The 20710-nt window shown below is 61.8% G+C and carries 22 protein-coding genes; 13 read left to right on the top strand and 9 right to left on the bottom strand.

Annotated features, from left to right (window positions below):
- Window positions 1–58 precede the first annotated feature (58 nt).
- The 5 genes from J3489_RS01370 to J3489_RS01350 form a co-directional block, all read right to left on the bottom strand.
- Complete coding sequence (locus tag J3489_RS01370) at window positions 59–232, bottom strand: hypothetical protein (RefSeq protein ID WP_206995422.1); 174 nt, start codon at window positions 230–232, stop codon at window positions 59–61.
- Window positions 210–1211 (bottom strand): cytochrome d ubiquinol oxidase subunit II, encoded by a 1002-nt coding sequence (cydB, locus tag J3489_RS01365; RefSeq protein ID WP_206995420.1) that lies wholly within the window; start codon window positions 1209–1211, stop codon window positions 210–212. Before cydB ends, J3489_RS01370 begins: the two co-directional genes overlap by 23 nt.
- 58 nt (window positions 1212–1269) lie before the next feature.
- Complete coding sequence (locus tag J3489_RS01360; protein ID WP_206995418.1) at window positions 1270–2688, bottom strand: cytochrome ubiquinol oxidase subunit I; 1419 nt, start codon at window positions 2686–2688, stop codon at window positions 1270–1272.
- A gap of 850 nt (window positions 2689–3538) precedes the next feature.
- Window positions 3539–3799 carry a 4-oxalocrotonate tautomerase gene (locus tag J3489_RS38240; RefSeq protein WP_309491318.1) on the bottom strand — a complete coding sequence of 87 codons (261 nt, stop codon included), beginning with the start codon at window positions 3797–3799 and terminating at the stop codon, window positions 3539–3541.
- A complete protein-coding gene (locus tag J3489_RS01350; protein ID WP_206995415.1) occupies window positions 3789–4565 on the bottom strand; it encodes a class II aldolase/adducin family protein in 777 nt (258 codons plus the stop codon). The genes J3489_RS38240 and J3489_RS01350 overlap by 11 nt, the downstream gene beginning before the upstream one ends.
- Before the next feature lie 456 nt (window positions 4566–5021).
- Here J3489_RS01350 and J3489_RS01345 point away from each other — a divergent pair, with 456 nt between their 5' ends.
- The 10 genes from J3489_RS01345 to J3489_RS01300 all read left to right on the top strand — a co-directional run bounded on the left by J3489_RS01345 (window position 5022) and on the right by J3489_RS01300 (window position 13750).
- Window positions 5022–5471, top strand: coding sequence for a RidA family protein (locus J3489_RS01345; RefSeq protein ID WP_206995413.1), 450 nt, complete (start codon window positions 5022–5024; stop codon window positions 5469–5471).
- A 12-nt stretch (window positions 5472–5483) separates the two neighbouring features.
- Window positions 5484–6017 carry a 3-hydroxyanthranilate 3,4-dioxygenase gene (locus J3489_RS01340; protein WP_206995411.1) on the top strand — a complete coding sequence of 178 codons (534 nt, stop codon included), beginning with the start codon at window positions 5484–5486 and terminating at the stop codon, window positions 6015–6017.
- 18 nt (window positions 6018–6035) lie between these two features.
- Complete coding sequence (locus J3489_RS01335) at window positions 6036–6986, top strand: LysR family transcriptional regulator (protein ID WP_206995409.1); 951 nt, start codon at window positions 6036–6038, stop codon at window positions 6984–6986.
- Between the two features lie 127 nt (window positions 6987–7113).
- The gene (locus J3489_RS01330) at window positions 7114–8598 is read left to right on the top strand and encodes a 2-hydroxymuconic semialdehyde dehydrogenase (RefSeq protein ID WP_374193420.1); all 1485 of its coding nucleotides are present in this window, start codon (window positions 7114–7116) and stop codon (window positions 8596–8598) included.
- Window positions 8599–8618: 20 nt separating this feature from the next.
- Window positions 8619–9422, top strand: coding sequence for a 2-keto-4-pentenoate hydratase (locus J3489_RS01325; protein WP_206996021.1), 804 nt, complete (start codon window positions 8619–8621; stop codon window positions 9420–9422).
- Between the two features lie 5 nt (window positions 9423–9427).
- Window positions 9428–10360, top strand: a complete 933-nt coding sequence (locus J3489_RS01320; RefSeq protein WP_206996012.1) for an acetaldehyde dehydrogenase (acetylating) — start codon at window positions 9428–9430, stop codon at window positions 10358–10360.
- 18 nt (window positions 10361–10378) lie between these two features.
- Window positions 10379–11413 carry a 4-hydroxy-2-oxovalerate aldolase gene (dmpG, locus tag J3489_RS01315; protein WP_206995406.1) on the top strand — a complete coding sequence of 345 codons (1035 nt, stop codon included), beginning with the start codon at window positions 10379–10381 and terminating at the stop codon, window positions 11411–11413.
- A complete protein-coding gene (locus J3489_RS01310; protein WP_206995404.1) occupies window positions 11410–12180 on the top strand; it encodes a 2-keto-4-pentenoate hydratase in 771 nt (256 codons plus the stop codon). The genes dmpG and J3489_RS01310 overlap by 4 nt, the downstream gene beginning before the upstream one ends.
- Window positions 12181–12214: 34 nt before the next feature.
- Window positions 12215–13237, top strand: a complete 1023-nt coding sequence (locus J3489_RS01305; protein ID WP_206995397.1) for an amidohydrolase family protein — start codon at window positions 12215–12217, stop codon at window positions 13235–13237.
- Between the two features lie 18 nt (window positions 13238–13255).
- Window positions 13256–13750 carry a 4-hydroxylaminobenzoate lyase gene (locus J3489_RS01300; RefSeq protein ID WP_206995395.1) on the top strand — a complete coding sequence of 165 codons (495 nt, stop codon included), beginning with the start codon at window positions 13256–13258 and terminating at the stop codon, window positions 13748–13750.
- A 122-nt stretch (window positions 13751–13872) separates the two neighbouring features.
- On the opposite strand, the gene J3489_RS01295 is transcribed toward J3489_RS01300, so the two are convergent.
- Entirely contained in the window at window positions 13873–14565 is a 693-nt protein-coding gene (locus J3489_RS01295) for a TetR/AcrR family transcriptional regulator (RefSeq protein ID WP_309491310.1), read from the bottom strand.
- Window positions 14566–14747: 182 nt separating this feature from the next.
- On the opposite strand from J3489_RS01295, the gene J3489_RS01290 reads away from it, so the two are divergent.
- Window positions 14748–15497 carry an ion channel gene (locus J3489_RS01290; protein ID WP_206995393.1) on the top strand — a complete coding sequence of 250 codons (750 nt, stop codon included), beginning with the start codon at window positions 14748–14750 and terminating at the stop codon, window positions 15495–15497.
- 79 nt (window positions 15498–15576) lie between these two features.
- Here the strand turns inward: J3489_RS01290 and J3489_RS01285 are convergent, their stop codons facing one another.
- Together J3489_RS01285 and J3489_RS01280 are read right to left on the bottom strand one after the other, a co-directional pair.
- Complete coding sequence (locus J3489_RS01285; protein WP_206995391.1) at window positions 15577–17130, bottom strand: 4-hydroxyphenylacetate 3-hydroxylase family protein; 1554 nt, start codon at window positions 17128–17130, stop codon at window positions 15577–15579.
- 36 nt (window positions 17131–17166) lie between these two features.
- On the bottom strand, window positions 17167–17727 hold the full coding sequence (locus J3489_RS01280) for a flavin reductase (RefSeq protein ID WP_206995389.1): 561 nt from the start codon (window positions 17725–17727) through the stop codon (window positions 17167–17169).
- A gap of 165 nt (window positions 17728–17892) precedes the next feature.
- On the opposite strand from J3489_RS01280, the gene J3489_RS01275 reads away from it, so the two are divergent.
- Both J3489_RS01275 and J3489_RS01270 read left to right on the top strand, forming a co-directional pair.
- Entirely contained in the window at window positions 17893–18828 is a 936-nt protein-coding gene (locus J3489_RS01275) for a LysR family transcriptional regulator (protein WP_206995387.1), read from the top strand.
- A gap of 102 nt (window positions 18829–18930) precedes the next feature.
- Window positions 18931–19749 carry an adenylyltransferase/cytidyltransferase family protein gene (locus tag J3489_RS01270; protein ID WP_206995385.1) on the top strand — a complete coding sequence of 273 codons (819 nt, stop codon included), beginning with the start codon at window positions 18931–18933 and terminating at the stop codon, window positions 19747–19749.
- A 72-nt stretch (window positions 19750–19821) separates the two neighbouring features.
- Here J3489_RS01270 and J3489_RS01265 read toward each other — a convergent pair whose 3' ends face one another.
- Window positions 19822–20688: an ABC transporter substrate-binding protein gene (locus tag J3489_RS01265; protein WP_206995383.1), complete on the bottom strand. Its 867-nt coding sequence runs from the start codon at window positions 20686–20688 to the stop codon at window positions 19822–19824.
- Window positions 20689–20710 lie beyond the last annotated feature (22 nt).

The raw sequence follows: 20710 nt of genomic DNA, 5'->3' as shown, positions 1-20710 counted from the left end.
AGAGGGAAGCGCCGGGGATGCCGATCACCGCATCCCCGGCGTGGTCCTGCGCTGCCGATCACTTCGATACGGCAAATAGCGTAACGTTCATGAACACCTTGAACAGCGCGCCGACCAGCATCGCGCCGCTTACGCCGACGCACCACAGCGCGACGCACCAGACCCAGCGCGGCATCGCCCAGCTCGCGCGCTGAAGCGCGGCAATCGATTTAGTGATAATGCGCGTCGCCATGGCGCACCTTTCCGCGGAAAACCCAATAGCCCAAGATCGTGTAGCCGAGAATGACCGGCAGGATCACTGCCGCCCCGGCGAGTGTGAAGGTCTGGCTCGACCGCGGCGCGGCGGCCTCCCACACCGTCACGCTCGACGGAATCGCATACGGCCAGAGCGTCACGAGCAAGCCTGCGTAACCGAGCAGGACGAGCGCGAGCGCGATGAAGAACGGCGTCGCGTGATGCCGCCCGTTGACCGCGCGGTACATGACGAACGCGCAGACCGCGACGAGGAACGGCACCGGCAGCAAGCGATAGAACAAGCCCGAATCGAACCAGCGTGTGGCCACGCTCGGGTCCTGCAGCGGAGTCCATACGCTGACCATCGCGATGAACGCGAGCAGCACGAGCGTGAGCGGCCACACGACGCGATGCAGGCGCCGCTGCAGATCGCCCTCCGTCTTCGCGACGAGCCAGCACGCGCCGAGGAGCGCGTAGGTCGCCACGAGGCCGAGCCCCGTCAGCAGGCTGAAAGGTGTGAGCCAGCCGAACGCGCTGCCGGCGAACTGGCCGCTCTCGACAGGAATGCCTTGCAGGAACGCACCGAGCGCAATCCCTTGGAAGAACGCGGCGCCGGCCGAGCCGCCCATGAACGCGAGATCCCACATGGGCTTCGTGCGCTGCGCCTTGGCGCGGATCTCGAACGACACGCCGCGAAAGATCAGGCACACGAGCATGAAGATGAGCGGCAGGTAGAGCGCCGAGAGCACGGTCGAATAGACGACCGGAAACACCGCGAAGAGCGACGCGCCGCCGAGCACGAGCCAAGTCTCGTTGCCGTCCCATACGGGGGCGACGGTGTTCATCATCAGGTCGCGCTCGCGCTCCTCGGGGAAGAACGGAAAGATGATGCCGATGCCGAGGTCGAAACCGTCGAGCACGACATACAGGAACAGGCCGAGCGCGATGATCGCAGCCCAGACAACGGTCACATCCATTTTAAGCCTCGAAATCCAGGGGTTTTGTGAGTTCCGGCGATAGCGATGCGGCGCGCGCTCAGGCGTCGATCAAGTGTTTGGGCGCGGGCATCGGCTGATGCGTGGGGCGCGGCTTCGTATCGTGCGGCGTGTCGCGTTCCGTCTCCCGCCGCGGCGGCGGCAGCGCGGGCCCGTTTTGCATCAGCTTCAGGATGTAGTACACGCCCGTGCCGAACACGAGGAAGTAGACGGCCACGAATACCATCAGCGAAATGCCGACTTGCTGCGTGGTGAGCGGCGACACCGCCTGCGCCGTGCGCATCACGCCGTACACGACCCACGGCTGGCGGCCGACTTCGGTCGTGACCCAGCCCGCGAGCAGCGAGATGACGCCGGTCGGCCCCATTGCGACGACGAAGCGGTGAAACCACTTCGCGTCGAAAAGGCGCCCGCGCAGGCGCAGCCACCACGACAGCGCGGACATCAGGATCATCAGCATGCCGAGCCCGGCCATGATGCGAAAACTCCAGAACACCACGGTCGAATTCGGCCTGTCTTCCTTCGGAAACTCTTTCAGGCCGCGAATCTCGCCGTCCCAACTGTGCGTGAGAATCAGGCTGCCGAGGTGTGGAATCGCCACGGCGTAACGCGTGATTTCCGCATCCATGTCGGGGATGCCGAACAGATTGAGCCCCGTGCCGCCTTTCTCGGTCTGCCACAAGCCCTCGATCGCCGCGATCTTCGCGGGCTGGTACTTGCGCGTGTTCAAGCCGTGCTGATCGCCGACGAACGCTTGAATCGGCGTGAAGATCAGGAGCAGCCACAGCGCCATCGAAAACATCTTCTTGACCGCCGGGTCGCGCCGGCCCTTGAGCAGATGCCAGGCACCCGTTGCGGCCACCACGAGCGCGGCGACGATGAACGCGGCGAGCGTCATATGCGCGAGACGATACGGGAACGACGGATTGAAGATGATCTTGAACCAGTCCACCGGAACCACATGGCCGTCGGCGATCGTGAAGCCTTGCGGCGTCTGCATCCAGCTATTGGACGCGAGAATCCAGAATGTCGAGATCAGCGTGCCGATCGCCACCATCAGCGTTGCACCGAAATGCGCGCGCGGGCCGACGCGTTTCCATCCGAACAGTGCGATCCCGAGGAAGCCCGCTTCGAGAAAGAACGCGGTCATCACCTCGTAGGTCAAGAGCGGTCCGGTGATGGGGCCGGCGAACTTGGAGAAACCGGCCCAGTTGGTGCCGAATTCGTAGCTCATCACGACGCCCGAAACGACGCCCATGCCGAAGGCGATCGCGAAGATCTTCGACCAGAACAGACACAGGTCTTTGTAGTACGCCTTGCCGGTCTTGAGCCAACGCCATTCGAGCACGGTGATGAAGCTTGCGAGGCCGATGCTGAGCGCCGGAAAGACGATGTGGAATGAAATGGTGAAGGCGAACTGAATGCGCGCCAGTTCGAAAGCGCTGAGTGCGGGTTCCATAAGCCAGAGAGCAGAAGTTGACCACGCGTGCCGGCCGATGCCGGCGCGCACTGCGCTGTGCTATGCAGATGGACCCAAGGTTAGAGCAGCGACGCGAAATTTGCTGCGCTGCGTTCCGGCGCTTTATGACGAGTCGTCAATGACGCGCATCAAATTTCGAGACGTAAGTCACTGATGCGTAACGATTCGTTGAAGCACAAATTGACGGACGTCAATTGACTGATCATTGAAAAGTGCGGCAATCTACCGCGCTGCAGCGCGCACGGCGCGCCGCCCTTCTTGCAGATTTCTTTCATGGTTATTTCAAATTGATAACGCCCGGGCCTCATTGCGCAATTCTCAGTCGAACGAAATGCTCTGCCGCCGTCGAGGCGCGAACAGGCAGTGGTGCCCGTCTTGCCTCTCGCCTGTGTGCCTGGGCAACACAATGCGATGCCACGCGGGGCATTCGCAATAAGCGGAAAAACCGTCATGGAGGATGCTTGGCGCACGATGCGGACGGCGAAACATTCTCGGTACCAGGCGAGCGCGGCGCACGGCCACACCCGCCGCGAAGATCGGCGGGCGATGCATGGTGGGGCTCCCGTTGTGACCTGCCGGGCCGCGTCGGCGCGCGAAGCTCGCGAGGTGCCGGGCGTTGCGCCGATCCCTTTTACGCGGTCCTAGAACGGAAAATTAGTGCCCGCCAAATAGCGATGCAAGGACAAAAGTTCGCCGTTGCGGTTTTGTTGAAATATTGTGCCGCGAGGCGTCGAAGCCTCGCGCATTTCGGACAGGGGCCTTGAAAAGCGCCGCTTTCGTGCTTTGCACGCTAAGGCGTGCAAAGAACTTCAGCGAGGTCGAGAGCCGTTCAAACGGACGGCTCCGGATCGGACCACAGGCGGCCCGCGGTCGCCCAGTTTTCGCGCTTGACGTCGGTGAGGATGATGTCTACGGAGCTCGCTTCGCAGCCGAGCGTCTCACACGTCACGCGCGTAATCGCTTCGACGAACTTGCGTTTTTGCTCAATGCTTCGGCCTTCGAACAGTTCGATATGGAATGTCGGCATTGCTTTTCTCCTTGGCAATTGGTGGGATGAATAGGTTGGCGCCGCGACTTGCTTAGTCGCGATACGACGTATCGATGCGGTCGAGCTTGCGCAGCAGCGCGGGCCATTCGAGCACGCCTTCGATTGCGCCGCCGTCGAGCAGTTGCTCCGCCGTGCGCTTGGCGACAGTGTCGTCCGGCAGCACGAGGTCTTGCTTGCTGCCTTGCGCCTGGAGCTGTATTTCGCAGGCTTTGATGAGCGTGGCCATCAGCACATAAGCCTCCGCGACAGTGCGGCCGGCGGTCAGCGTGCCGTGATTGCGCAACAGCATCGCGGGTTTGTCGCCTAGGTGCGCCACGAGCCGCGCGCCTTCGGCTGGCGTGAACGCCAGCCCTTCATAGTCGTGATAGGCGAGCTGGCCGTAAAAGCGCAGCGCGTGCTGCGAAGCGGGCAAGAGGCCCTCGCGCTGCGCGGAGACGGCAATGCCCGCCGTATTGTGCAGATGCATCACGCAAAAAGCGGCGGCGCGCGCGGCGTGCACGGCGGCGTGCAGCGCGAAGCCCGTTGCGTTCACGGGGTATTCGCTCTCGCCGACGATGTTGCCTTCGATGTCGATCTTCACGAGATTCGACGCGCACACTTCCTCGAATGCGAGCCCGAACGGGTTGATCAGGAAATGGCCGGGCTCGTCCGGCACGCTCGCCGAGATATGCGTGTAGATGAGATCGTCCCATTGATTGAGGGCGGCGAGCCGGTAGGCGGCGGCGAGATCGATGCGGGTCTGCTGCTCGGCAGCGGACGTGGGCCCGGATGCGGCGATGCGGCGATGGGGCGCGTGAGCGAATGACATATTCGTTTCCTTCAAGTGCGCGAAGCAGGCGTAAAGCGCGTTACACGGTTGCTTGGAGACGGGTTCAGTATGCCGCAGTTCGCGTGCGCGATGATCGCTCGCGCAGGCGTGTCGCAGCGCGCGGCTTCCGAGCCGCGAGCATAGGGCAGATCCGCCGCGTGCGGCATGCAGGCCCTTGGATAGTGTCTATTTGCAGCCTGCTTGCGCGGACCCGGTTTGCGCTACGATCGCTCGAAACATCGGCATTGATCGTTCACGTCGACAGGAGGCGCCGGGTATGCGTGAATTGCGCTGGACATCGGAAGAATTCGACGGCATGGCGCGCCTTTCCGTGCCGTGTTGCGCTGCGTCATAGCGGTATTCCAAAACTGAATAGCAGGCGGACGAATTTTGATTATTCAGGCGGCTTCGCGCTTCATAGACTGGCATCCGTCACTCAGTGCAAGGGGCAATCCAATGGAAGACGTCATTCAGGGCCTGGTCGTTGCCGACAAAGCCAAGCCTCGCGGACGATTCCCGCATGTCGTGCGGGCCGGAGACTTTCTCTACGTATCGGGGACGAGCGCGCGCCTGCCCGACAACACGTTCGTCGGCGCCCGTGCGGACGCGTTCGGCACGGCGCAAGTCGATATCCGGGCGCAGACTCGCGCGGTCATCGAGAACCTCCGGGATATTCTGCGCGCGCAAGGCGCGGACCTGTCCAGCCTCGTCGACATCACGGCGTTTCTCGTCAACATGAACGACTTCGGCGGCTATAACGAGGTGTACGGGGAGTATTTCGACGAGACCGGGCCGGCCCGGACCACCGTCGCCGTTCACCAGTTGCCGCATCCGCTCCTCGCGATCGAGATCAAGGCAGTCGCGTATCTTCCGCGCACCGGAGCAGACGGGCGCGCGAAATCTTGAGTGGAGACGAGCATGCTGACCTATGGCCGTCCGTTTAACTTTTCCCGTTGGATCGACGAGCACGCGCATTTGCTCAAGCCGCCGGTGGGCAATCAGCAGGTCTGGCAGGACGCGGATTTCATCGTGACGGTGGTGGGCGGCCCCAATCACCGCACCGACTATCACGACGATCCGCACGAGGAGTTCTTCTATCAGCTAAGAGGCAACGCCTACCTGAACCTGATCGCGGACGGCCGCCGCGAGCGTGTCGACCTGAAGGAGGGGGACGTCTTTCTGCTGCCGCCTCATCTGCGTCATTCGCCGCAGCGGCCGGAAGCGGGCAGTGCGTGTCTCGTCATCGAGCGGCAGCGCGCCGACGGCGCGATCGATGCGTTCGAATGGTATTGCGACAGCTGCAACGGCGTCGTGCACCGCGTCGAAATCCAGCTGAAAAATATCGTCGAGGATCTGCCGCCGCTCTTTGCCGCGTTCTACGAATCGCAAGCGAAGCGCACGTGTCCGCACTGCGGAACGGTCCATCCCGGGCGCGGCGCGAAGGCGGAATAGTAAGCGCCGTCCACGACCATGCGTCAGCATCGACTAAGCCAGATCGGATTGAGCCGCAGTCTCAAACTCAGTCAATTGCTGATCTTCGACCGGGTCATGGAGACCGGCTCGATCTTGCATGCCGCCAACGAAATGCGGCTCACGCAGCCCGCCGTGACCAAGGTCATTCAAGAGCTCGAGGCATCGTTTCAAGGCGCGCTGTTCGCGCGTTCGAATCGAGGCGTGGTGCCGACCGATCTGGGCCGCGTCGTCGGGCGGCGCGTGAAGTCGCTGCTCGCCGAGTTTCGTCATATGACGGAAGAATTGGATCAATTCCGTTTCGGCGAAGCGGGGCATGTGGTGGTCGGAACGCTGATCTCCGCATCGGCGCATCTGCTGCCGACGGCGATCACCCACCTCAAGGCGCGCGCGCCGAATGTGCTCGTCACGGTGCGCGAAGGACCTACCGCACAGTTGTTTCCTGCGCTCGCCACCGGCGAACTCGATATCGTGGTGGGCCGTCTGCCCGAGGTCGAGCTGCCGCTCTCCGACGCTTTTCCATTGACGCATCATGCGCTGTTCGAAGACGCTCTCGCGGTCGTGGTCGGTGCGGGGCACGAGCTGGCGCGCGCACCGAATGCGTCGCTCAGGGATCTCGCCGGCATGCCGTGGATTCTGCCGACGGTCGACTCTCCGTTGAGGCTTGCCGTAGAGCGCATGTTTCGCGCAGCCGGCTTGAAGCTGCCGGAAGACCTCGTCGAATCGCTGTCGGTGTTGACGAACCTCGGGCTGCTGCTCGACGCCCCGCGCGTGGCCGTGATGCCGCACGTCGCCGCCGCCCAGTTCGTGCGCTGCGGATTGCTGCGCATTCTCGAGATCCGCGAAACGGGCTCGTTCGGCACGATCGGCTTTAGCGTGCGTTCGGGCAAGACGCTCAGTCCCGCTTGCGAAGCGTTCATTCAATGCTTGAGGGAAGTGGGCCCGACCTGAGCGTGTGCTTCGCCGCCTGCTATTCCGCCTCCTTATACCAGCCAGCGAATCTTTGATTGTTCAGCGGCGATGCACTTGCCTACACTGACTTTCAATCACTGTGACAGCAGGAGTGCAAGTGAACTACGTGAACGCATCTTCGCAAGCCGCCTTGCCGAAACGGCTGCGCCATTTCGTCGACGGAGACTTCGCCGACTCGGACCAGACTTTCGCCAATATCAGCCCGGTCGACGGAAGCGAGCTGTCGCGCGTGGCGGAGGCCGACATGCGCATCGTCGATGCGGCGGTGCGTGCAGCCAAGCGTGCGCAGCGCGGTCCGTGGGGACAACTGAGCGCGCAAGCGCGCGCCGATTGGCTGCACAAGATCGCCGATGGTATCCAGGTGCGCTTCGACGATTTCGTCGCGGCGGAAGTGGCCGATACCGGGCGCCCGGTCAGCCAGGCGCGAAGCCTCGACGTCGCGCGCGGCATCGCCAATTTCCGCACCTTCGCGGATCTCGTGCGGACATCGCACAGCGAGTTCTTCGAGACGTCGACGAGCGACGGGCGCGAGTTCATCAACTACGTGACGCGCAAGCCGCTTGGCGTGGTCGGCGTGATTTCGCCTTGGAATCTGCCGCTCTTGCTGTTCTCGTGGAAAGTGGCGCCGGCGCTCGCGATGGGCAACTGCGTCGTCGCGAAGCCTTCGGAAGAGACGCCGACCTCGGCGACGCTGCTCGCCGAAGTGATGCGCGACATCGGGCTGCCCGCCGGCGTTTTCAATTTGATTCACGGACATGGCGCGAATGCGGCGGGCGAATGGCTGACCCGTCACGCCGATATCGACGCGATCACGTTTACCGGCGAGTCGAAGACCGGCAGCGCGATCATGAAGGCGGTCGCGGACGGCGTGAAGAACGTGTCGTTCGAGCTCGGCGGCAAGAACGCGGCGGTCGTGTTTGCCGATGCCGACTTCGATCAGGCGGTGGAGGGTGTGCTCCGTTCGAGCTTCACGAATGCGGGTCAAGTGTGCCTGTGTTCGGAGCGCGTGTATGTCGAGCGTCCGATCTTCGAGCGCTTCGTCGCGGCGCTGAAAGAGAAGACTGAAGCGCTCGAGGTGGGCTCGCCGTACGAGCCGGGAACGACCACGGGGCCGATGATCTCGCAGCAGCATCGCGACAAGGTGCTGAGCTACTTCAAGCTGGCGGTGGCAGAAGGCGCGACGGTCGTCACCGGCGGCGGCGTGCCGGCATTCGGCGATGCGAACGACAACGGCGCGTTTGTCGAACCGACGATCTGGACCGGCTTGCCCGATGACGCACGATGCGTGACGGAGGAAATCTTCGGCCCCGTGTGCCATGTTGCGCCGTTCGACGCCGAAGACGAGGTGGTGCGGCGCGTCAACGACAGCGCGTATGGCCTTGCCGCGAGCGTGTGGACGTCGAACCTGCAGCGCGGGCATCGCGTCGCGCGCCAGATCGAAACGGGCATCGTGTGGCTCAACGCATGGTTCGAGCGCGACCTTCGCACGCCGTTCGGCGGCACCAAGCTTTCCGGCTTCGGCCGCGAAGGCGGCCGGCATTCGATGGACTTCTATTCGGAACTGACCAACGTCTGCGTGAGGATCGCCTAATGTCCAAGTCTTCTCAAACGATGCACCAGCTCGCCGACGCGCTCTGGCAAGCGCAAACGGGCACGCCGTTCGTGCCGGTTGCGCCGGTGCGCGACGCGATCGCCGCGCTCGACGGCGACATGCTCGAGAACGCTTATCGCGTGCAGCAGATCAACACGTCGCGGCACATCGAAGCGGGCGCGCGGATTGTCGGCCGCAAGATCGGCCTCACGTCGAAGGCGGTGCAGACGCAGCTCGGCGTCGATCAGCCCGACTTCGGCGCGCTCTTCGATTGGATGGCCTGCAGCGACGGCCAGGAGATCCCGTTCGAGCGCACGCAGCAGCCGAAGGTCGAGGCCGAGATCGCGCTCGTGCTCGAACACGACCTGCCGCACGAACGGCACACGGTTGCCGACATCCTGCGCGCGACGGCGTATGCATTGCCGGCGATCGAAGTCGTCGGCAGCCGCATCCGCAATTGGGACATACGGCTTGCCGATACCGTCGCGGACAACGCATCGAGCGGCCTTTTCGTGCTCGGCAGCCGGCCCGTGAAGCTGAGCGATTTCGATATCGTCGGCTGCGGCATGTCGATGGAGCGGCGCGGCGATCAGGTGAGCGTCGGGGCGGGCGCCGCCTGTCTCGGCAATCCGCTGATCGCGGCGATCTGGCTTGCCGACACGCTCGTGCGTCTCGGTGCGCCGCTGCGTGCCGGCGACATCGTCCTGACCGGGGCACTGGGCCCGATGGCGGCCGTTCAGCCGGGCGACGTCTTTACCGCTGGCATCGAAGGGCTCGGCTCGGTGCGTGCGCTGTTTTCCACTCAAACGGAGTCTCAATCGTGAAAGATATGGCTCGAGTCCCGGTCGCGGTCATCGGTTCGGGAAACATCGGCACGGACTTGATGTTCAAGTTGATGCGCCATTCGAAACATCTGACGATGCGCGCGATGGCCGGTATCGATCCGGCTTCCGACGGGCTCGCCCGTGCCGCGCGCCTGGACGTTGCGGTCACCGCGGACGGTATCGACGGCTTGCTCGCGATGCCGCAATTCAAAGAGATCAAGATTGCATTCGATGCGACTTCCGCCGGCGCACATCATCGCCATGCCGAAGTGCTCGCCAAGCACGGCATCACGGCGATCGACCTGACGCCCGCTGCGATCGGCCCGTTCGTCGTGCCGGCCGTCAATCTGGGGCAGCACTTGGATGCGCCCAATATCAACATGGTGACCTGCGGCGGACAGGCAACGATTCCGATGGTCAAGGCGGTCTCGCGCGTGGCGAGCGTGCACTACGCGGAGATCGTGGCGTCGATCTCGAGCCGCTCGGCGGGACCGGGAACGCGCGCGAACATCGACGAGTTCACCGAGACCACGTCGCGCGCGATCGAAAGCGTCGGCGGCGCAACGGCCGGCAAGGCGATCATCGTGCTGAACCCGGCGGAACCGCCGCTGATGATGCGCGATACCGTGTATTGCCTCACGGACGAGCATGCTGATCGAGAGGCGATCGAAGCGTCGGTGCACGCGATGGCCGGCGACGTCAACGCTTATGTGCCGGGCTATCGCTTGAAGCAGGCAGTGCAGTTCGATCGGGTGGCGATTCCCGCGCAGTTCGCCAAGCACTGCGGCGCGGCCAAGCACGGACTCAAGGTCAGCGTCTTTCTCGAAGTGGAAGGCGCCGCGCACTATCTGCCGGCCTACGCCGGCAATCTCGACATCATGACCGCGGCCGCCGTGCGTGCCGCGGATCAACTGGCCGCCATCCGGCTGGCTGCGTGACGGAGGGCACGTTTCACCATGAACGACAGAAAGATTTACGTCTCGGACGTCACGCTGCGCGACGGCATGCATGCGATCCGTCATCAGTATTCGGTCGAGCAGGCGGTGGCGATCGCGGTTGCGCTGGACGAAGCGGGTGTCGACAGCATCGAGGTCGCGCACGGCGACGGCCTCGCCGGGTCGAGCTTCAACTACGGCTTCGGTGCGCACACCGACCTCGAATGGATCGCTGCGGTGGCCGGCGCCGTGAAGCGCGCGAAGGTGGCGACGCTGCTGTTGCCGGGCATCGGCACCGTGCACGACTTGCGCAGCGCGTACGACGCGGGCGCGCGCGTCGTACGCATCGCCACGCATTGCACCGAAGCGGATATTTCGAAGCAGCACATCGAATACGCGCGCACGCTCGGAATGGATACGGTCGGCTTTCTGATGATGTCTCATCGCACCGATCCCGAGTCGCTCGCCAAGCAGGCGAAATTGATGGAGCGCTACGGCGCGCAGTGCGTCTATGTCGTCGATTCGGGCGGCGCGTTGAACATGCGCGAGGTCGCGCAACGGATTCGCGCGTTCAAGGATAGGCTCGACCCCGCCACGCAGACGGGCATTCACGCGCATCACAACTTGTCGCTCGGCGTCGCCAATTCGATCGTCGCGCTCGAAGCGGGGTGCGAGCGCGTCGATGCCTCGCTGACCGGCATGGGCGCGGGCGCCGGCAACGCGCCGCTCGAAGTCTTCATCGCCGCAGTGGACCGCATGGGCCTCAATCACGGCTGCGACGTGAAGAAGCTGATCGACGCAGCCGACGATATCGTGCGTCCGTTGCAGGAGCGCCCGGTGCGCGTGGATCGCGAGACGCTCGCGCTCGGCTACGCGGGCATCTATTCGAGCTTCTTGCGGCATACCGAAGCCGCCGCGGCGAAATACGGCATCTCGGCGTTCGACATCATGGTCGAGCTGGGCAGCCGGCGCATGGTCGGCGGCCAGGAAGACATGATCGTCGACGTCGCGCTCGATCTCATGAAGCGCAAGGAAACGGCGGAGGTCGCGCAATGAACGTTGCTACAGCAGCCGCGCGTGTCGACGACGCCGCACGCCATGTCGAAGCGATCGAGCAATTGAGCGCAGGCGAATCGTTTTCGCTTGGGCAGGCATACGAGATTCAGCGCGCTTCGATCAAGCGCCGCACGCAACGCGGGGAGCGCACGGTCGGCATCAAGCTCGGCTTCACGAGCCGCGCCAAGATGATCCAGATGGGTGTGGACAGCCTGATCTGGGGCTGGCTGACCGACGCGATGCTCGAAGCCGAAGGCGCAAGCGTGGATCTATCGCGCTTCATTCATCCTCGCGTTGAACCGGAGGTTTGCTTCGTGACGCGCCGCGATATCGACCGGCCTTTGACCGCGCTCGAAGCGCACGCGTACATCGAGGCCGTTGCGCCGGCGATGGAGATCATCGATTCGCGTTATCGCGCGTTTCGCTTCACGCTCGAGGATGTCGTCGCCGACAATTGCTCGTCGGCGGGCCTCGTGATCGGCGCGTGGTCGCGGCGCTTCGACGTGCTGCGCAACGCGGGCGTGCTGATGCGCTTTAACGGGCGCGACGTGCAGACCGGCTCGACCGCTGCGATTCTTGGCCATCCGTTGCGCTCCGTCGTGCAAGCGTCGCATCTGGTCGCCGAGGCTGAGACGCCGCTTCCCGCCGGCTCGCTCATCATGGCTGGGGCGGCGACCGCGGCCCAAGCGCTCACACCGGGCCTGCACGTGCAGTGCGTGGTGTCCGGCATCGGCCAGGCGGAATTCACCACGAGTTCGGGCGCGTGAACTCGTATCGCCCGCAATCTCGAAGGTTGATCGTATGACACGACGAATCGATATCCACTCGCACTTTTTCCCGTCGATTACGCGGGAGGAGGCCGCGAGCCTGGATCCCGAGCACGCCCCGTGGCTCGCGCCCGCCGCCGGCGGCGAGAGCGCGATGATCATGACCGGCAGCCGGGAATTCCGGCCGGTGACGCGGCCGCTATGGGACGCGCGGCGCCGCGTGGAAGACATGGACCGCCTCGGCATCGACATTCAACTGATGTGCGCGACGCCCGTCATGTTCGGCTATCGCTACCCGGCCAAGAAGACGCTCGAATGGGCGCAACGAATGAACGATCGCGCACTGGAGATGTGCGCGGTCGCGCCCAATCGGCTCAACGTGCTCGCGCAAGTGCCGCTGCAGGACATCGAACTCGCTTGCGCGGAAGCGTCGCGTGCTTTCGCCGCCGGTCACCACGGTGTGCAGATCGGCAATCACGTCGGAGCCAAGGACCTGGACGACGAGGGCTTGATCCGGTTCCTCACGCATTGCGCTCTCGAAGGCATACCGGTGCTCGTGCATCCGTGGGACATGATGACCGACGGCAGAATGAAGAAGTGGATGCTGCCGTGGCTCGTCGCGATGCCCGCCGAAACGCAGCTCAGCATGCTTTCGCTGATTCTGTCCGGCGCATTCGAGCGCATTCCGAAGACGCTCAAGCTCTGCTTCGCGCACGGCGGCGGCAGTTTCGCGTTTTTGCTCGGTCGCGTGGACAACGCGTGGCGCGAGCGGGATATCGTGCGCGAGAATTGTCCGCGGCTGCCGTCTTCGTATGTGGACCGCTTTTCGGTCGACAGCGCGGTATTCGACGAAAGCGCGCTGCAATTGCTGGTCGACGTGATGGGTCCGGAGCGCGTGATGCTCGGTTCCGACTACCCGTACCCGCTCGGCGAGCAACAAGTCGGCAAATTGATCGAAGCGCACGCGGGGCTCGACGCGCTCGCCAAGCGACAATTGATGAGCGGCAACGCGCAACGCTTTTTCAACCTGGCCGACCTCGATGTCGCCGCCGCTTAAGCAATACAGGAGACAAACATGCTGCCATCCGGGCCACACAAAGAGAGGCTGCTGGAGCTTGTCCACGAAGTCTGTGCCTACATCGGCAACCAGCCGTTCGACGATGTTCTTGGCCAAAGCCTGAATTCGCGCTTCGGTGCGGGCACCCCAGGCTATGAAGAGATGACGCAACTGCTTAAGCGGGGTGTGGAAGAGAAGTGGGTCGCGTATGTGGAAATCGAGGGGCCCGATTATCGTCGCGGACGCATCGCGGAGCCAACGCCCGAGACAGCCGGCCTGAGTGTGGAAAGCGGGCTGCTTGCCAACGTCAAAGGGCAATATCACTGCCACACGCGCGGCGAAATCAACATGATCATCCCCTCGGAAGCGGGCGCGAATTTCTGCGGTACGGGTGCGGGCTGGCGCGTATTTGCGCCCATGACCGAGCATTTCCCGACCGTCGTCGGCCGCGCGTTGATGATGTTCTTTCTGCCGGGCGGCGAAATCGAATATCGGACTCCGCCGTCGGCCTGAGCCGTGCAGCGGGATCGTTTCTCAACTTCTTTCAAGACTTTCCATGGCAATCAAGATACTGGCGATAAGCGGCAGCGCACGGCGGCGAAGTTGGCGTGAGGGACACGCTGCGGTTCATTATGTCAGCCAGTTGCGGCGTTCTTTTGGAAAGCACGTAGAAACGCAGTGACCGCGTCCTTTGCCCACTGGTCCCGTTGGACAGCAGACGCAGGGGAATCCGGGTGAGTCAGGCATTGCATCTGAGCGTCGCCACGCACCATATTCACAAAGAGCGCGGCTGCAAAATCACGACCGATGCCACCGAGATCCACCTCGCCTCTACACTCGGCGGCTTCCAGCGTTTCCGCGACAGCGCTGTTCATGGCACCCGGGCCAGCAAGGTAGAACCGTCTCCCAAGTTCGGGGAACCTCGGCGCTTCAGACACCACTGTGCGATACAGTGCCAATCCATCAGGCGACAGGACAAGCTCCAGGTACGTCCGAGCTATCGCATGCAGGATGTCTGCAAGGCGCTTCTCCGGGAATTTGTGCTTGCGGACAGTTTTCAGAAACAACTCACATTCGGCTTCGATAACGGCTACGAACAAGGCTTCCTTGTTAGGGTAGTGCGAATAGACCGTCGATTTCGATACCCCGGCGGCTTGCTGGATCATGTCGGTCGTCGCGGCGCTAAAGCCATTGGCCAGGAAAACGGTTCTTGCCCCGGCCAGGACAAGACGTGCCTTTTCGGACTGGACTGCTGCCCCGTCGGGCAAGAGGCCGCTGGAAGAGGTCGCCGTCTTCGAGCGCCTTGACGAGATGGCCATGTATTCCATCGCTGCTGAAGTAAAACCCGACGATACCACAAAGACAGACGAAATCGCACTGGCCGGTACGTTATCAGATTGACTAGAAGTCCCGGAAAATGCGGGTTGATTCGCCGAACTGTTGACGTAACAGAACCGATCGGTTTAGTATGCGTTGCAATGTGCGGTGCGTATGGCCAGGGGATAAATGTATGACAAACGGCATCAACAAAGTGGGTGATGCGATCTCGCGACTCCATCGAAGCAGGCGTGATTCAGCGATGGTTGCTTTGCTGGTCATTCAGTCCATCACTGTTTACGGCTTGATTCCGGCCACTGCGTCGCGGCCGAGCGTTCTGGTGAGTTTGGTCGGCGTATTGCCGCTTCTCTTTTCCGCGCTTGTCGTCCGGATCACTCGCATTGAGTGGACCTTTGCTGTCGGTTCGATCGCCATTGCGCTATCCGTCGCCATCATTGTTCTGGACTGCTTTCAGCACTATCCGTTGGCGCTGGTTGGGGCGGACGTGCTGGCCATCACGACGTTCCTGCTGCTGACGGTAGCGATTTTTGCTACGGTTTTTGCGTCTGGCCGCTTCTCGGTGTACCGGGCCCTCGGCTCGATTGTCATCTATCTAAATATTGGTCTTCTCTTTACGCTAGTGTTTCGTTTAATCACGTTGCTGTCCGTGAACGCTTTCTCGGGTTTGCCGCAGGCGAGCGATCATTCCGGGTTTCGTGCGACGCTCGAGTACTTCTCATTTTCAACACTCACGTCGGCAGGCTTCGGAGATATCTTGCCCATTAGCCCTATGGCGCGAGGCCTCACCATATTTGAGGCATCCATTGGCCATCTCTACCCGGCGACGGTACTGGCGAGAATCGTCTCGATGGCGATGCAGGCGCGAGGAGAACACGATGAAAACGATGCAGGTGCGACAAAGAATAAGCGATTCGTTAAATAGTCCTGTTCGACTGTCTCGGCGAGCGACATGCTTGCGCCAACTTTCCGGGCGTGCGACGCGCGTCGCACGCCGTTCGTCGTTAGACCGTCAACGCGCTGCGCATGGCGAGTTCCTCTTGATGACGCGCCTTATCCTGAGCCTTCGCGTAGTCTGCAGAGGCGGCATATTCCGTCATCGCTTCGCTGCTTTGTTCGATGCCGCACACCTTCGATGCGAGCATGCCGTACGGTCCAGAGGCAGCGAACTCCGCACGCTGCATCGTCAGCGAACGAATTGTCATGAGCGGCGTACCATTGAAGTTCTCGAACATGAAGAGACGGCTGCCCCAATCCGAGAGGAACAGATCGCGCACGACGCGACCGATCTTCACGCGGTCAAGCGGTTTGCCAGTCGGGCCATTGTTCATACGCTCGAGCCACGGACCAAGCGTCGAGTCCTTCCATTGAGCATCCGTCGGGAAGATCAGTGCGCTGCGGCCGCACAGATCGACCAGCTCGTAGATCATCGAGGAGAAGTGTTCGAGGTAATAGGCGCGACCGAAGTCGTAGATAAGGATGTTCGGTTTATAGTGCCCGCCCGGAGTATGAAAACCGAGTTCTTCAGCGGCAATCATGTGTGCGAGCGTCGCCTGATGGAAGCCGATCAGCTTGGCAACGCGCGTCTGTACTTGTGGAATCTTGCTCGTGCCTATGTGCTCGGTGATCAATATGGCAAGGCCGGCCATCAGTTCAGCACGTACAACCTGGCGAATGAGCGCAGCATAATGCAACCAGTCGAACACGCGTTGCGGATAGAGCTTGGCGTGTTCCGGATTTCCGACGTGAAACACATGGCTCCACGGAATGAAGACGTTTTCGAACACAGTCACGCCGTCGAGCTCGTCACCTTGTGCGGCGAGCGGATGCTCGGTTTCATCCTCCTTCACAGTGCTCTCGCGGCAAACGATGGTCACGCCTTTCGTATTGACGGGCGTGGCGGCAAAGATGATCTGTTCGCCCGGAATGCCGGGACGGTAGAAGACGCCGATATGGATCCAATCCGCAAACGGAACGCCGGTGCCGATTGCCTTGACCCCGGAAACGTAAATGCCTTTGTCATCCTTCTTCACGACGCGCAGCCCAGGCGATTTCGCTTGAGCTTCGGGACCCGATCGGTCCATCTGCGGATCGACGAATTGGGGAGCACAATTGAAGTCGTTATCCCGCGCGTAGTTGACGAAGGCAACGATGTTCTTCGCCAGGACTTTGCCCTCCGCACCGATGCTTTGTGCTTCCCATGGCGTCGGGTCGTCGCGATAGGTCATCAGCACGTAGTTGTTAACGTCGGGCGTGCGCGGGAACGATGCGCCCGCCAGTTCCCGCATAACCGTCTCGTGATACTTGCGCTTGCGGCGCAATTCGTCCTTGTTACGATGGCCGAACCATTGCATCGAACGACGCTCGCCGTTTTCGTCGACAAAAGTCACCACGTCCTGCAGGTCTTTGCGATGGTGGAGATCGTAAAATTCTGCGTGAACTTTTGCGTAGCCGCGCGTCTTGGGATGCGTCGCGATATTGTCGATTTTCTCGTTTCCGACCCAGACATTACGTCCGTCGTTGAGGGACTCGAGATACTGCTTGCCGGTGCGAATCATGTGTGTGTACTCCTTTGGTGGTCAATTACAGCGTGGTCAGGATTGCGTGGGACGTGTCGTTGCGTACGCGCGCTGGCAATAAACAAGCGGCGCCATGCCGGCGGTCGTCCGTGCGTTCAGTACGTGTGCAACGAAAACGCTGTGTGTGCCGATTTCCATTGCTGAGGCTATACGGCAATCGAGCGAGACGAGGGCGTCCGTGCGGTACGGGATACCGTGGACGGACGACTGCCAGCGTGTGTCGTTGAAACGCTCGTGCATCGGCACGTGGCCGACACCCGAAAAGAGCTGCGAAACGTCCGATTGCTGAGCTTGCAGCCAGTTCACGGACAGAAGGCCATTCGTCTTGATTACGCTGTTTGCAGCACTGCGCCGATTGACGCAGAAGAGGATGGTCGGCGGCATGTCGCTGACTGAGCAGACGGCGGAGCAGGTGACGCCAGCCTTGCCCGCAGAGCCCTCCGTCGCGATGACGGTAACGGCCGTCGCTGCGCAGGAAAGCGCTTCACGGAAGTCCGTGGCATCGATATACGGCAACCTGTCCGCAGGTTGGTGATGCGCAGACGCGTCCGCCGGCTGAAGTTGTACTTTAGTCATCCTACGTCTCCTTATTAGCTCTGGTCTCGAATGTGCGGAACAGGAGGAGATGGGAGAAATCGACCGCATCTCCTGTCTGCTACCCTGGGTATTGCCCGGTGCCCTGCGTCTGCGGTTTGAGCTAAATTACACTGACCCAATCTTTAGCTCTATGGATGGCGCGTCATGGACACTATTCCGCAACGGAATGAGGCGGATCTCGACTTTCACCACCTGCAAATCTTCGATGTGCTGATGACCGAGCACAGCATTACGAAAGCCGCACACGTGCTGAACGTCACACAACCCGCGTTGAGCAAGACGCTCGCGCGGCTGCGGGTGTATTTTGGCGATCCGCTTTTTATTCGCGTGTCGATGCGCATGGAGCCGACCCCCAAGGCGCTCGAACTCGCGGAGCCCGTCAAATCGATCCTCACCAACTTCCGGCAGTTGCGCTCGTCACATGCCGCCTTCAATCCCGCGACCTCGGAACGCACATTCAACATCCATGTGGTTGATGCGGGTGTTGTGAACATGCTGCCGCCGGTGCTCAACTATCTGGCTGAGCACGCGCCGCGCGTGAATGTGCAGGCGATCCACTGCGACGCGCAGCATCTGGACCAGTGGCTGGAGTCGGGCTTGATTGATATCGCGATTGGTTCGTTTCCATCGCTCGCGGCAGGCATCCGGCGGTTGCCGCTGTGGACGGAAAGCTATGCAAGTGTGACGCGCAGCGACCACCCGCGTATCGGCGTCACGCCGACGCGCGAGGCGTTTATCGCCGAGAAGCATGCGCTCGTGTCGACTGTAGGCACAGGGCATGAGCATGTGTCCGTCGAACGTCTGATCGAGGCGCATGTGCCGCGCGAAAACATCGCGTGCCGCGTGCCGACGTTCTCGTCCGCTGCATTGATCTCGCGGCGCACGGACGTTATTGCGACCATACCCCGCTCGCTTGCGCTCAGTATGGGCCGCGAGTGCGGCCTTCAACTCGTCGAGCCGCCGCTCGATTTCCCTAAGGTTCAGATTGCGCAGTACTGGCATGACCGCGTACATCGCGATCCGGGCAATCAGTGGATCCGAACCGTCGTGAAGCAGCTGTTTTGCCAGACAGGCAATTGACAGTCTATTCCTGGGCGTTATTGAGCCCATTCAACAGGGTAGATGGATCGCGCCTTCATTGCCTTCTATGATCCGCTTACACACCCGCTATGGAGCGCGACCATGAACACAATGAAGCGAGGATGCGTGATTTCGATTGGCGTATTCGACGGCGTACACCGCGGTCATCGGCGCGTGCTTGAGAGGCTGCGTGAAACGGCGAAGCTTTACGGAGTGCCTGCTGTCGTCGTCACCTTCGATCCGCATCCGCGGCGGGTGCTGCAGCCGGACAAGGCACTGCCCCTGCTGGTGAGCGTGCAGCGACGCCTCGAGCTTCTGGCATCGACCGGATGTGTCGATCGCGCGTTGTTGATGCCCTTTGATCAGTATCGGCGGGAGCAGACAGCCGATGACTTCGTGCAGGGTACGCTTGTCGAGCAGTTGGGGATGCGCGCGCTGGTGGTCGGCAAAAATTTTGTTTGCGGAAAGGCACGCGTAGGGACGGTCGAATATTTGGCACGACTTGGAGAGTCCGCGAATTTCAGCGTCCATCCTGTGGCTTTGCACGCAGCGTTCGATGATCAAAGTACCGAACCGGCTTCGTCGACGGTTATTCGCCGATTGATTCTTGACGGCGACGTACGGCGCTCAGCACAGTTGCTCGGAAGACATCACGAACTGGAATGTAAAGCGGGGGTGAGCGGCGAATTGCACTTGCCGGCCGGGATGTGCATTCCGCGCGTCGGACAGTATTCGGTTCTTCTGCGCAGCCGGGACGGTGTCACGCTTCCAGAATACGTGAGCATTCGGAGCGAGGGGGGGATTCGTCGCTGTTTTGCTCCGTATGCCGATTATGAACGGGGTGCCCAGGTCACCATGCAATTTGTCGACGCACTCGAGAGGGTAGGGCAGGCGCAGCTATCGGCTTCGATCACGACGTGAAGCCGGGAAGCTTTGTTTTCGGACGCCGTTCGTCCATCGACGCCGGCGTCCGAGATGCTCTGCAAGAGGAGATCACAGGGCAGGGAGGTACATCTGGTCGACAGTACCCGCAGGGATGCCTAGTTCGTTGGCAACTTCGGTAACCCCCTGCTGGGCAACAGCGAGATTCACCCGGCCGTCGGTTGTGAAATACGGGTGGATATAGCGCTCGTAATGTTGCTGTGCTTCCTCGATGGTCAGTCGATTATGGAACGAGGCGATGTGTTCGACTGCCAGTTCAGGCTGTTCGGCGATCGTTCGAAGTGCTCGCTTGTTGGCCCGCACCAGACCCTGCAGGGCCGGGTCGTGCAGTGGGATGCGCGCAGGATCCACGGCGATTCCCACTGTGGGGATCTGGAGGTGGTCGCCTACCCAGCACAGCACCGTAAGTCCTTCCTCGTTGGCGACCTGTTCGGGGGATAACGTACTACCCACATAGGCCGCGTCGATCGATCCGTCGCGAAGGCGTCGCAAGTCCATCTGGTAGTCACCCGGGATTCGCTCCAGGCATTGCAGGTCGCGATCGGGATCCAGTCCGTGCTTGCGCAGCACGATCCGCGCGAAGCAACCGGGGGCGGTGCGCGCGCCGTGGACCGCCAGTCGTCGCCCTCGAAGGTCGTCCATCGATTTGATTTCGCCACGCCCGAGGAACCAAAACAGCGGACGATGGGTGTTGGCGGCGAGGACCGTCCACTCGATGCCATCGGCCATTCGTGACAACAAAGCGCGGCCGAGGCCGATGGTTGCGCCGCCGCGCACCCGGTGCGTCGGCCACACGGCCCCGTCCCGCAGGGCGACGTGGACACCTTCATCCTCGAAATATCCCTCTTGATCGGCCACATGCGCGACCAGTTCTTCGTGAATCCCACTTCCCACATAAGTCAAATCAATCGAGTGCATTTGCAAATATCTCCTCTTTCAG

The organism is Trinickia mobilis (assembly GCF_017315705.1).
GTDB classification, from domain to species: Bacteria; Pseudomonadota; Gammaproteobacteria; order Burkholderiales; family Burkholderiaceae; genus Trinickia_A; species Trinickia_A mobilis.
Note: the sequence above shows the minus strand (reverse complement) of the source record. Positions and strands in the feature narration are given on the sequence as shown.